Below are 12493 nucleotides of genomic sequence, written 5' to 3'. Positions count from 1 at the left end.
GGCAGAGAGAAATTGTGTGAGGCGTATAAATGAGCCGGATTTTATTGATAGACGATGACCTGGGCCTAGCTGAACTCTTGGGACAACTGCTGGAGCTGGAAGGCTTTGAGCTGACACTGGCTCATGATGGCCAGAGCGGTCTGGAACTGGCCGTTAGCCATGATTACGATTTGATCCTGTTGGATGTGATGTTGCCCAAGCTCAACGGCTTTGAAGTACTCAGAGAGTTACGTAATAAAAAGCAGACTCCAGTGCTGATGCTTACCGCCCGCGGTGATGAAATAGACAGAGTGATTGGCCTGGAGATAGGTGCTGATGACTATCTGCCCAAACCCTTCAACGACAGAGAGCTGGTCGCTAGGATCCGCGCCATCATACGCCGCGCCAATATCACCCCTCAGGATACTCCCCAGAGCGGCATTCAAACCATAGGCGACCTCAGCCTGGATCCTGCTCGCCAGGAGGCCTATTGCAACGAGCAGTTGCTGCTGCTGACCGGCACTGAATTCAGCCTACTCTACACCCTGGCCAATCAAGCCGGTGAGCTGATCAGCAAAGATGAGCTGAGCGAAACCGTGCTGGGCAAGAAGCTGATGCCCTTTGATCGCAGTCTGGATATGCACCTGTCCAATCTGCGCAAAAAATTGCCAGAGCGAAATGATGGCCGTCCCAGAGTCAAAACCATTCGCGGTAAAGGTTATATCTGGATCCCTTGATGAAATCATTCCTATTGCCTAACCGATTATTTATCAAACTCCTGCTTGGGTTCTGGCTCTGCAGCAGTTTGATCATTGTCGCCGTGGGCATGCTGCCACTGCTACAACAAAACCATGATAGAGCCCCCATGCCGCCCCATCTGCGGCAGGTGCTATCTGAGGTTGCCGATGAACTCAAACAACAGCCCAGCAAGCTAAACGGCCATTTTCTGCATCATTGGGAACGCAGACGCAGCATGGAAGGCAAGCCAATTCGCATCTACCTGGTCAATGATCAGGGACAGATAATCAACACCCGCAGAGTCTCTCGAGGAATGCGCCGTTTTATGTTGATGGCGGATGAGGCCACGACTCCCATTTCACACCAGTTTCGCGATGAACTGATCTTCGGCCCGTTCAACTTTGAAGTCGAAGGCAAGAACTACGGCCTCTATGGCCGTCTTCCGGATCATCACCCCATGCCTTGGTTCTTTTTCTTCATCGAACACAAGTTATTGACAGTATCGCTGGCTATTTTGCTGTCAGGGTTACTCTGCGGCTTACTGGCCTGGCACCTAGGCAAACCATTGCGTTCATTGAAACAGAGTGCCAATGCCCTGGCTCAGGGACAACTGAGCAATCGAGTCGATGACGCCACGGCTGGACGTCACGATGAGATGGGGGAACTGGCCCAGGCCTTCAACAGCATGGCAGCCGCCATCGAAACCATGGTCAACAACCAACAACGGCTGATAAGCGATATTTCTCATGAACTACGTACCCCGTTGACCAGGCTACAGCTGGCACTGGCACTGGCGCGCAAGAAGGGGATGGCCGGTGAAGAAGCCGAACGCATCGCTTATGAGGCCGACCAGCTGGAAAAAATGATTGCCGAGCTGCTGGAACTCTCCAGAGTGAAGCTAAAAACCAAAGACAACAAATTAACCGTTGGATTGGCTGAATCACTGAGCCAAGTCCTGGACGATGCCGAGTTTGAAGCCGAACAGCAGCACAAGGGGCTCAAGATTCAGATACCGGAAGAGTTGGAGTTACCCATCTATCCCAAACCCTTATCCAGAGCGATTGAAAACCTGTTGCGCAATGCCATTCGTTACTGCCAAACCCGGGTCAGCATCCAGGCAGAGCAAACTGACAAGTGTGTCGACATCACCATTGCCGACGATGGTCCCGGCATAGCCCCGGAAGAGTTGGAAGCCATTTTCAAACCCTTCTATCGACCCCATTCGGCCAGGGACAGAGAGAGCGGTGGCTGGGGACTGGGACTGGCCATCGCCCATGCCGCAGTACAAGCCCACGGTGGCAATATCCTTGCAAGTAATCGCCCACAAGGGGGGCTGGAAGTCATTATCCGTTTACCACTCGACTGATATTGGTTGTAAAGCAATACTCCCCCTCAAGGCATGGTCGCTGCTTCAACCAGCAGGTAAACACTCGCTTGAATGGATGGCGCTTATCTGAGTGCCCCATCAAGTGAACCAGTGCATAGCTGAATTGATAATAGAGCTGAGGATCATCATGAGCCTTACAAGCATCATCGGTATTGATCATGGCACCGCGCAAATAACTCATCACCAACTCGACCCGATCAAACCCCGGCACATCTCCGATTTCCGAAATAGTTTTAGCATTCCATTGCATGTATTCATCGAAGTGCCTTTCACACCTGTGACGATAAAATTCAGTTGCCGACAATAGTAAAGCTTGGTTAGGCATTATCCGCTCTATCACGAATTTTTTTGTCGATAAGACATCATAGAGCCGCTGACAATGATGAAATAAAAACCTTTCCAGAGGGTCTTTATATTGTATTTCATCCTGCTTTGCCTGTTGTAGCCAATACTCATATTCACTACTGGCAACGGCCACCATAAGATCGGCTTCCGTCATAAAATGATTATATACAGTACCTTTGGATATTTGACTGGCATCCACTAAATGCGAACGGCATAAACTGAAAGTCTTCTGTCCTTTTAAACAACGTTGCGCCACCTCAACCAGATATTTACCTCGGCGTTCCCACTTTCCCATATACTACTCCTGAGCAAAGTTTAACTCCCAACTTCACAATAAAATAGTAACAGGCTTTTTGTTAATCTGGCATTGAGTAATACTGATAGCATTATGAATCATCTCAATAGCCAATGTTAAAAATAGAATTGCTCGAGAGTTTTATTGCTGTGGCCGAATGTGGAAATATGTCTAAGGCCGCAGAAAAAGTTTGTCGCACCCCCTCGGCATTAAGTTTGCAAATCAAGAAGCTTGAAGAGAGTGTTGGCCAGCCTTTATTACTACGCGATAATCGTGGAGTAGTATTAACTGAATCAGGAAAGACTCTGCTCAACTACGCCTATAAGATGATCCAACTCAACACCCAAGCGCTTGATGAATTGAAAGATTGTCAAAATCGTGAAGTCATTCGCCTCGGGGTTCCCACTGATTACATTACCTATTACCTGGATAATGGACTGTTGGAATTTGTGCGTGAATTTACCTGTATTGAACTGGTGATAGACACAGATGTCAGCGGTAATCTGTATAAGCGGTTGCATCAGGGGGAGTTCGACCTGATAGTAGCGACCCATTGGCAACCGCCGGTTCAAGGTGAACTCCTGTTCGAACGCCGCTTCCAATGGGTGGCCGCCAAACATGGCAGTGCCCATAAGCGGGAGACGATTCCCATGGCGCTTTACCCAGAGAACTGCCCAATACGCGCCCAGGTATTTGCCAACCATCAGCTGTCGATGCGCCCCATCAATGTGCTGCTATCCACACCATCGCCTCAAGCGCTGTGCATGGCGGTTGAAAATGATTTAGCCATAGCCCCGATTGCCGAATTCAGGATCAATGACAGAATGCAAATTCTCGATCCCATAGCACACGATCTACCATCGTTACCGGTATTCAATGAATCGCTTTATCTCAATCCAGACAGCCAGACGGAAGCCTGTGAACAATTGATCACCTTGCTTAAGGCCAACCTCAAGGTATTGAATTAATTATTGAAAGTGACTACTGATTTAGACAAAAAATAAACCGCTGCTTCAATGAAAAATGTTGACGATAATCGAACCCGGCAAAGACCGGGTTCTCACTCTGTATTACCACCCACTACCACTTGAGTTTAGTGAGATCGCACTGAATGACTTCGCCTTTTCTGGCCGGCGTGCCCGGCTGTTTGGCCGATTCACAAAGCAAGGTTGTACCATAGTCATTGTGCTTATTGTGGGCATTACTTCTGGCCCATACCGAGACCAGAGCTCGCTCTTCCGGCTTGGCTTCGCAGCGCCCATCGACATCGAAGGCGTGAATCGTGTTCTGGTGAAAATACAACAGAGGATCGCGTTCGCTACTGCCGGAAAGCCACATGGCATCGACACTGGGTTGCCCGGCATCGAAACGAACCCGGCGCATCTTGGCATCCTCTTTTACGGTTTTCAACAGAGGGGAGTCCGCTTTAATCGCCAGGCTCTTGAACTGATTGGTGCAGGCTGGCAAGCGCATGTTGTAATACATCTCAGAAATAGCATGGTTGTGAAACGGGTAAAGAGTATCCACCGCCTGTACTGTCATACCTACTTCGGCGCCGACTTTCTCACCATTGATGCTGTCAATTCTCAACAGGCCCCAGTGACCTAAGATCTCTGCATAAGCATAACCGCCACGAACATTATTGAAGTTCTTGTCATTGCGCTGGCTTTCTTCGGCATACATGGGGAACCAGCCAGCAGCGGCCCACAAATTGGGCAAGGCGTTGGCGCTGATGTCATAGGGAAAAGTCGATGGCATCTTCACCTCATCCCCTGTGACCATTCTATAGAAATTATCGGTAAAACTTTTACCCTGTTTTTGCACCTGTTTGTTGCTGACCTTCTGCTCGAAGAACTCACTGAAGCTCATGCGTTTCGCCCACTGGGCCACCGGGGATTTTTGCTCCAGCTCCCCACCCGGTCTGTAGATCCAATTAACGTCACGGCGAGCCCCGAAACAACGTTTGGCACTTTGGGGATTGTGTAATACCTGATAGATATTTTTCACCATCAACTGCATATCGCGGCGATTCATTACACAGAACTTTTGTCCGCCGGCACTGGTGTCGTAAATAGCCTCATCCGAATTCAGGCAATTTGCTTGTTCGCCATGAGTAAGCGCCTGGGCAAAACCATTTAAATAACGTAAGGTTTCATCCCAAAGAATATCGACATACTTTTGATCTTGCTTAGAATACTCTGGTGTTTCTCCTAAACAAACAAAAGTTGCATTTTCAATATCGGTCAACGCTAAAAAATCGGGAAGTTTTTCCGCCATTACTGTATTAGATAATAACAGTGAAATAAATATCAGCTTTTTATTCATTACCCTACACCTAATTTCACACCCAAAGTAAGTAGAGTGAAAGCATATCTTTGGAACTTTTTCCAAAAATACTGTCAGAACACAATAGCCAAAATAAGATAATAGAATGAAAAATCGCTGTAACACATCGAACAAAAAAAGGCCCTTTTTATGATGAAAAGGGCCTGGTATTGAATTAAAACAGTCACTTGCAGGGAACTATTTTTTCATTCAATAAAACTCATAATTCGTACTGTCTGTGGAGGAAAATAAAACAGCATCAAATATTAGCTGTTACTCCTGATGTTTGTCGTATTTAAAGGTATGGCAACTGTTACACAAAGGCTTTTTCGGATGATGTTCACCATGACATTCAACACAGGGAAGGTCTTTTCCATAGTGCAAATTATCATGGGGATTTTGCCATCTGTCCTCGCCGCTACGGGCGGTTTCTTTCGCTAGCTCATCGACATCATGACATTGTAAACAAGTCTTATCAGATGGGTATTGATCTACCCCCTGGTCGTGACACACTTCACAATCGTTACCTATCACCGCCTTGTGATAATCGCGCTGTTGAACGGCATGAACCGATACCGAAGTTAATCCTGCCAGCAGCAGTGCCCACACTAAGTTTGCTTTCTTCATCATTTGTTCCTCTCTCACCGTCCAATTCAGGCCTGCATCATGCTACGTACCGCAGTCATCCCCATCACCATACATTCGGGAATAGAACAACTACCCAGACGGCTGACGCCATGAATGCCGCCACACACTTCACCCGCGGCATAGAGTCCGGGTATCGGCTTACCAGTGAGGCTATCTTTGACTTCAGCCTTGGTATTGACCTGCACCCCGCCCTGACAATAGTGAACTTTTGGCCATAAGCGCACCACAGTGAAAGGTGCTTCAATATACTTGTCTTTTGCCTTGGTCATGTTCTTGCCAAACTGCTTGTCTTCACCACTCTTGACATAGCCGTTGTACTCTTCGATTTGTGCCTTGAGCGGTTCCAATGGCACATCAAAATGCTTGGCCAGCGCCTCCAGCGAATCAAACTTCCAACCCACATTGTATTTCAGCACCTTGGCGGTATTGGGATGCTGTTTGGAATCCTTATAACTGGTGATCAAGATAGGCGGCAGTGGCTCCCCCTTGGCGTCGCGGCAGGCCAACTCGGCATCGGCGCGGGTCTTGCGGTCGGCAATTTCATTCATAAAACGCTTACCCGTCATACGGTTAATCGCTATTGAATGAGGGAAGTTGAAGATGGAATAGTTAGAAACATAGCCAAAACCACCCTCATCGGGAGAGGCCCAAGGCCCAGACTGAATATGTGCCAGGTGCACAGGCACCGCGCCGAGACGAAACATCTCCAACATGCCTTCACCTGTGGCGCCGGGAGTGTTGGTACAACCCACTTCATGGGTCAGAGTGGGATCCTGCGCCATTCGCAGGCCGATATTCTGGGCAAAGCCACCGGTGGCCACCAAGACACCACGCTTAGACTTGATGTAAACCAGCTTGCCAGAGTCCTCTTCACCGAAGTAATACCCCTGACGCATCTTCACCCCTTCGACGCGACCATCCTTGCCGAGGACAAAGCCCTCAAACTTGGCACGATTATGGGTCTTGACCCCAAGCCGCTGACACTCTTGATACAGAGGCTGAGTAATGCCCGCGCCGCAACTGACCGTTGTCTGATAGGTACGGGCAACCGAGTGTCCCCCCAGTTGTTGCAGGTAAGGATGGTATTCGGCACCGGCATCCAACGTCATCTGCAAAGCTTCCACCGCATGAGAGGCCACATGACGCAGCAACTCTTCATCGGCGATCCCCCGGCCAGACTTCAACTGATCGGCAACCATCTGTTCTACTGAATCCTTGACACCTTCCTGTTGCTGCATCGGCGAGCCGGGCGCCGCAAACAAGCCGCCATTAATGGCCGAGTTGCCACCGAAATAGGGCATTTTCTCAAAGATATGCACATCTTTGGCGCCCTTGCGGGTCGCTTCAATCGCCGCAGCCAAACCGGCAAACCCCGAACCGATAATCAACACTTCGACTTCTTTATCCCAGTTCACATCCGCGGCTTTTTCCGAAACAGCCAACACGGGAGCGGCCACAGCAACACCGGCAGCAGCCCCGACGCCTTTGATAAAATTACGGCGTCCCAGCAGATCTACTTTGCTCATCTGTCATCACCTTTTTTGTTTCCATCGACAATGACATCTTAGGAATGGAATCAATTCCAAAACGGGAGTTAAGCGTCAGTTGCGTTTTAAACAAAACTCCAACATGCAAAAGTGACATCTGACCTGGATTTTGCCCCTAAAACTGAACGTGCGACATTTTTTGGAACGGTTTCCAATGACAGCTTTAAATCAAAAAGCAATTGAATAATCTGGATAATATGGCGGAACTTAAACATCAATGTGCTATGAGCTGACTCCAGAGCTAAAATCAGCGTTCGAGTTGCTCAGAGCAAAACTCAATTCGAAAAATGTAAACAGGAAAGGATAAATAGGTTGGAACGTTGGGCCTGTAATGTCCCCAAAGGGCTTCTGGGGGCACATTCATGCCCCCTCATACTGCCATTTAGGCAAAGATCAGCAAACTTTAATCAGAGTGCGGCCGCTGATTTCACCTTTAACGATTTGCGCTGCGGCCTCGGGAACCTGCTCCAGAGTAATTTCATGGCAAGCCTCTTGATAGTAACTCTCAGGCAACAGAGCCACTACCTGCTCCCAGGCAGCGCGGCGCTTGGCGGCCGGGCACTGCACCGAGTCGATTCCCAGCAGACTGACCCCTCGAAGAATAAAGGGCATTACCGTGGTTGGCAGGGCAAAGCCCCCCGCCAGGCCACAAATCGCGGCGACCCCAGCATAATTCAGCTGTGACAAGGCGCTGGCCAGCACCTTGTTCCCTACGGTATCCACTACGGCGGCCCAGCGCTGTTTATCCAGTGGTCTGGCATCCTGCTCAAGCTCACTGCGCTCAATTACATCACTGGCACCTAACTGCTGAAGCCAGGTCGCGTTCTGCTCCAGGCGCCCTGTGCTGGCGACAACCTTAAAGCCGAGTTTGGCCAGCAGCGTTACGGCCACCGAGCCGACCCCACCACTGGCACCTGTTACCAGCACCTCACCATCTTCCGGTTTGATCCCCGCCTGTTGCAGCGCTTGTACACACAGCATGGCCGTAAGGCCGGCGGTACCTATCATCATCGCCTTGGCAGCGTTGCAGCCACTCGGCATAGGCACCAGCCAATCACCCTTGACTCTGGCACGCTCGGCCATGCCACCCCAATGGTTTTCACCAACGCCCCAGCCGGTGAGGATCACCTCATCGCCTGGCTGATAGTCAGGATGGGCCGACTCTCGCACCACACCGGCAAAGTCGATACCCGGCACCATGGGAAACTGACGAATAATCTTGCCAAGCCCGGTCACCGCCAGGCCGTCTTTGTAATTCAGCGAGCTGTAGGCAACGTCGACCAGGACATCCCCCTCGGGCAGATCGCCGTCTTGCAACTGAGTGACTTGGGCCAGGGTCTGTTTATCGTTTTGGGTCAATACCAGTGCCTTGAACATGATTACCGCTCCTGCTGTTAAAAATACAAATTCAAGACTAGTGGAAAAAACCGCGACGGAACACAGGATCATTGACAGAGTGTCGAGGCGTGCAACTCATGGGCCATTTCGCGGCCTGGTTCACATTCAATAATTCCAATCTGTTGCACTGGCCTCAATCATTGACGGTACCACTGCGAGCTTACTAACAAAATACCAACATCTAAAACTACTTCAGCGCCAACGCCTTAAGCTTACGGTATAGGGTGTTGCGGCTAATCCCCAAACGGCGTGCCGCTTCACTGACGTTACCATTGCAGGCCAGCCAGGTATCGCGAATTTGCGTCTGCATTTGGCGGTGCAGATTGTTGCCCGGCGCGGGTACCAAACCGGTCACAGTCTCTTCTGTGGCCACCAAGGTTTGCTGCAGACTCTCAGGCAGCGTTTGCCAGTTGAGTTCAGGGAACTCTTCGGCCATCAAACAAGCTACCTGCATCAGGTTATCCAGCTCCCGTAGGTTTCCCGGCCAATGATATTGCAGTAATCGCTGCTCCAGCACAGGACACAGGCTCTGGGGCCGAACTCGATAGCGCTGGTGCAATTTGTGGATCAGACGCCGTAGGTCGCTTCGCTGGCGCAATGCAGGCAGTGTGACCTGCAAGCCATTGAGCCGGTAATAGAGATCGGCGCGAAAGGCCCCCTGCTGCACCAATGCTGGTAAGTCCATATGAGTGGCGGCAATCACCTGAATGTCGACGCTGTGTGCCTGATTACTGCCAATGGGCACCACCTCGCGCTCCTGCAACACCCTAAGCAAACGGCTCTGGGCCGCCAGGGGCATCTCGCCTATTTCATCCAGAAACAGGGATCCCTGGTGCGCCTGACGTATTTTACCGACATATCCCTGCCTAGAAGCTCCGGTAAAGGCACCCGCCTGATAACCAAACAGCTCTGATTCCACCAGCTCCGCCGGGATCGCGGCGCAGTTGACCGCCACAAAAGGCTGCTGATGCCTGGCACTTTGCACATGCAGCTGTTTGACAAACTGCTCCTTGCCCACTCCGGTTTCCCCGAGGATCAGCAAAGGGATATTTCGTGCCAACACCTTACGCGCCTGCTGCCAGGCTTGATCCAACCTGGGTTCTTTAAAAGCAGCGCTGCTTTCTCTGCTCTGGCTTTCTCGGCTCTGGCTCGCTCGAACCACAGGCTTGGTATGTTGAGGCTGCTCCAACGCCTGGGTTCTGAACACCAATCCCTGCTGCAAGCGGCCGCTGCCCCGGCTCAATACCTGAGGGGACAAGGCCTGGTGAATTTGGCCCAGGTTGATGCCTTTGAGTAGTTGCCTTGCCATAGGGTTTGCGCCCAGCACCCGCCCACCAAGGTCGAGCACCAATACGCCTTGCCAACCAGAATGCAACAGGGCCTGCTGCGGCGCCAGATCCAATCGAACAGCAGCGCCGGGGAGTCGGCACAATAAGGCCAGCTCCAACTGCTGCGCCAAACTGGACACCAAAATGGCTGTCTTTGGGGTATGGATTTGCTGCTCACTGGTGATATCCAAGGCTCCCAGCAACTCACCGTCCGGGGAAAACAGCGGGCTGGCGGTGCAACTCATAAATCTGTGGCTCTTGATAAAGTGCTGCTCACCGATAACCGAAACACACTGGCGTTCGCTGAGTGCCGCGGCTATGGCATTGGTTCCCTTGTATTGCTCCAGCCAGTTGACCCCGGTATCCAGGGCAATATTGGCAAGCTTTTGTGAGTAGCGGCTCACGCCCCAGTGATGCAGCACAAAACCTTGAGGATCCGAGAGGATGAGCCGGCTCTGGGTTCGCCCCATAAGTTGATTGAACAGTGGCAGTGCACTGTGCTCCACGGCTTGCAGCAGCCGGCCATGGCGCTGGCGCCGCTCATCAAGAGCAGCAGTATTGAGCCTGAGTTCATCGGGTATGGCGGCGGGATTGAGCCCGGCCCCCTGGCAACGTTGCCAGGAAGCCGATAACCAGGATTGGGAATGGGTCTTGAGTGTCATAGCCCTGCTCCATTCTGGCACACCTGTGTGTACCTTTTTGCCACAGTTTGCGCGATAGACAACTCGAGTACCCGGCACCACGCCAAGATACAGCAATCGCAAATTTAGTTTTTCATCATACTGTTAGCACAATAAATGAACAAGCAGGCTCACACTGGCCCGGCCTTTGCGTTTACCTGAGCCAAGGCCGCTGTGGCCGAACAGATAAATACAAGAAAAACCTTTCAACAAGACGAGGAAACTCACCATGATTTATGCCCAACCCGGCACTCAGGGTGCCCTGCTGCAGTTCAAGGATAAGTACGACAATTTTATTGGTGGAAAGTGGCTCGCGCCGGTTGGCGGACAATACTTTGATAACCGTACCCCGGTCACCGGCGAAGTCTTCTGTCAGGCCGCCCGCTCTGATGCCCGGGATATCGAGTTGGCGTTGGATGCGGCCCATGCCGCCAAAGAGAGTTGGGGTAAGACTTCAGTCACCGAACGGGCCAATCTGTTACTGCGCATTGCCGATCGAGTAGAGCAGAGGTTGGAGATGCTGGCAGTGGCCGAAACCTGGGAAAACGGTAAGGCGGTCAGGGAAACCCTCAATGCCGACTTACCCCTGTTGGTGGACCACTTCCGTTACTTTGCCGGCTGTATTCGCGCGCAGGAAGGCAGCGCTGCCGATATTGATGCCACCACGGTCAGCTATCACTTTCCCGAACCTTTGGGCGTGGTTGGGCAGATCATTCCCTGGAACTTTCCACTCTTGATGGCGGCCTGGAAGATAGCTCCGGCACTGGCGGCCGGCAACTGTATCGTACTCAAGCCAGCGGAGCAGACACCGGTTTCCATCATGGTACTGCTGGAGCAGATTCAAGATTTGCTGCCTGCCGGGGTGCTTAATGTCGTCAACGGCTTTGGCGCCGAGGCGGGTCAAGCGCTGGCCACCAGCAAACGCATCGCCAAGTTGGCTTTCACGGGATCAACCGAAGTGGGTTACCACATACTCAAGTGCGCCGCCGAGTCACTAATCCCCTCGACCGTGGAGCTGGGCGGCAAATCCCCCAACATCTATTTCGCAGATGTCCTGGAACAGGAAGACGATTATCTGGATAAGGCGGTCGAAGGCATGTTGCTGGCCTTTTTCAACCAGGGTGAAGTCTGCACCTGTCCCAGCCGGGTACTGATCCAGGAGTCCATCTACGACAAGTTTATCGAGCGGGTCATCGCCAGAGCCCAGAGTATCAAACAGGGCGATCCGCTGGATACCGACACTCAGGTCGGCGCTCAAGCGTCACAGGAGCAATTTGATAAAATACTCAGCTATCTGGAAATTGGCCGCAATGAAGGCGCCAAGGTACTGCTTGGCGGTCAGGCCAACAGCCTGCCTGGCTCCCAGAGTCAGGGCTATTATGTTACCCCGACAATACTCAGCGGCCATAACCGGATGCGGGTATTTCAGGAGGAGATCTTTGGCCCTGTCGTTGCTGTAACCACCTTCAAAGATGAAACAGAAGCACTCAGCATTGCCAACGACACTCAGTATGGTTTGGGGGCCGGCGTCTGGACCCGGGATATGAATCGGGCACAGCGTATGGGGCGGGGGATCCAAGCAGGACGAGTCTGGATCAACTGTTATCATGCCTATCCGGCACATGCCGCTTTCGGAGGATACAAGAAGTCAGGTATCGGCCGGGAGACCCACAAAATGATGCTGTCTCACTACCAAAATACCAAGAATCTGCTGGTGAGTTACTCCACCAGTCCCTTGGGCTTCTTCTAAATCAAACACAGTAAAAACAAGCCCGGCTTCTGTTGGGCTTGCCACCATATAAAGTCAGCGCATTTAATTAACA

The 12493-nt window shown here is 51.4% G+C and carries 10 protein-coding genes; 4 read left to right on the top strand and 6 right to left on the bottom strand.

Translation table 11 applies throughout. From position 1 onward, the window contains the following. Window positions 1-29 precede the first annotated feature (29 nt). Window positions 30-716: a response regulator gene (locus CBE72_RS09795; RefSeq protein WP_100143370.1), complete on the top strand. Its 687-nt coding sequence runs from the start codon at window positions 30-32 to the stop codon at window positions 714-716. Continuing rightward, complete coding sequence (locus CBE72_RS09790; RefSeq protein ID WP_100143369.1) at window positions 716-2083, top strand: ATP-binding protein; 1368 nt, start codon at window positions 716-718, stop codon at window positions 2081-2083. Before CBE72_RS09795 ends, CBE72_RS09790 begins: the two co-directional genes overlap by 1 nt. On the opposite strand, the gene CBE72_RS09785 is transcribed toward CBE72_RS09790, so the two are convergent. After that, on the bottom strand, window positions 2061-2744 hold the full coding sequence (locus tag CBE72_RS09785; protein ID WP_229671976.1) for a TetR/AcrR family transcriptional regulator: 684 nt from the start codon (window positions 2742-2744) through the stop codon (window positions 2061-2063). The genes CBE72_RS09790 and CBE72_RS09785 overlap by 23 nt on opposite strands. 113 nt (window positions 2745-2857) lie before the next feature. Between CBE72_RS09785 and CBE72_RS09780 the strand changes: the two genes are divergently transcribed. Continuing rightward, window positions 2858-3712 (top strand): LysR family transcriptional regulator, encoded by an 855-nt coding sequence (locus CBE72_RS09780; RefSeq protein WP_100143368.1) that lies wholly within the window; start codon window positions 2858-2860, stop codon window positions 3710-3712. 112 nt (window positions 3713-3824) lie between these two features. Here the strand turns inward: CBE72_RS09780 and dddY are convergent, their stop codons facing one another. From dddY to CBE72_RS09755, 5 genes are all read right to left on the bottom strand, one after another. Beyond that, complete coding sequence (gene dddY / locus CBE72_RS09775; protein WP_100143367.1) at window positions 3825-5069, bottom strand: dimethylsulfoniopropionate lyase DddY; 1245 nt, start codon at window positions 5067-5069, stop codon at window positions 3825-3827. A gap of 273 nt (window positions 5070-5342) precedes the next feature. Beyond that, the gene (ardB, locus tag CBE72_RS09770) at window positions 5343-5696 is read right to left on the bottom strand and encodes an acrylate reductase cytochrome subunit ArdB (protein ID WP_100143366.1); all 354 of its coding nucleotides are present in this window, start codon (window positions 5694-5696) and stop codon (window positions 5343-5345) included. A 26-nt stretch (window positions 5697-5722) separates the two neighbouring features. After that, window positions 5723-7243 carry an acrylate reductase flavoprotein subunit ArdA gene (ardA, locus tag CBE72_RS09765; RefSeq protein ID WP_100143365.1) on the bottom strand — a complete coding sequence of 507 codons (1521 nt, stop codon included), beginning with the start codon at window positions 7241-7243 and terminating at the stop codon, window positions 5723-5725. 414 nt (window positions 7244-7657) lie between these two features. Beyond that, the gene (acuI, locus tag CBE72_RS09760; protein WP_100143364.1) at window positions 7658-8641 is read right to left on the bottom strand and encodes an acrylyl-CoA reductase (NADPH); all 984 of its coding nucleotides are present in this window, start codon (window positions 8639-8641) and stop codon (window positions 7658-7660) included. A 208-nt stretch (window positions 8642-8849) separates the two neighbouring features. Continuing rightward, a complete protein-coding gene (locus CBE72_RS09755; RefSeq protein WP_100143363.1) occupies window positions 8850-10652 on the bottom strand; it encodes a sigma-54-dependent Fis family transcriptional regulator in 1803 nt (600 codons plus the stop codon). A 247-nt stretch (window positions 10653-10899) separates the two neighbouring features. Between CBE72_RS09755 and exaC the strand changes: the two genes are divergently transcribed. After that, window positions 10900-12420, top strand: a complete 1521-nt coding sequence (gene exaC / locus CBE72_RS09750) for an acetaldehyde dehydrogenase ExaC (protein ID WP_100143362.1) — start codon at window positions 10900-10902, stop codon at window positions 12418-12420. The last annotated feature ends 73 nt before the right edge of the window (window positions 12421-12493 follow it).

This window comes from Shewanella carassii (assembly GCF_002777975.1).
GTDB classification, from domain to species: Bacteria; Pseudomonadota; Gammaproteobacteria; order Enterobacterales; family Shewanellaceae; genus Shewanella; species Shewanella carassii.
The sequence above is the reverse complement of the archived record's forward strand: the minus strand, read 5'-3'. Positions and strand labels throughout refer to the sequence as shown.

Bases quoted from the DNA above. Each gene is read 5' to 3' on its own strand.
- CBE72_RS09785 (WP_229671976.1), bottom strand. From the start codon at position 2,744: ATGGGAAAGTGGGAACGCCGAGGTAAATATCTGGTTGAGGTGGCGCAA.
- CBE72_RS09795 (WP_100143370.1), top strand. From the start codon at position 30: ATGAGCCGGATTTTATTGATAGACGATGACCTGGGCCTAGCTGAACTC.
- exaC (WP_100143362.1), top strand. From the start codon at position 10,900: ATGATTTATGCCCAACCCGGCACTCAGGGTGCCCTGCTGCAGTTCAAG.
- ardA (WP_100143365.1), bottom strand. From the start codon at position 7,243: ATGAGCAAAGTAGATCTGCTGGGACGCCGTAATTTTATCAAAGGCGTC.
- CBE72_RS09790 (WP_100143369.1), top strand. From the start codon at position 716: ATGAAATCATTCCTATTGCCTAACCGATTATTTATCAAACTCCTGCTT.
- CBE72_RS09780 (WP_100143368.1), top strand. From the start codon at position 2,858: ATGTTAAAAATAGAATTGCTCGAGAGTTTTATTGCTGTGGCCGAATGT.
- ardB (WP_100143366.1), bottom strand. From the start codon at position 5,696: ATGAAGAAAGCAAACTTAGTGTGGGCACTGCTGCTGGCAGGATTAACT.
- acuI (WP_100143364.1), bottom strand. From the start codon at position 8,641: ATGTTCAAGGCACTGGTATTGACCCAAAACGATAAACAGACCCTGGCC.
- CBE72_RS09755 (WP_100143363.1), bottom strand. From the start codon at position 10,652: ATGACACTCAAGACCCATTCCCAATCCTGGTTATCGGCTTCCTGGCAA.
- dddY (WP_100143367.1), bottom strand. From the start codon at position 5,069: ATGAATAAAAAGCTGATATTTATTTCACTGTTATTATCTAATACAGTA.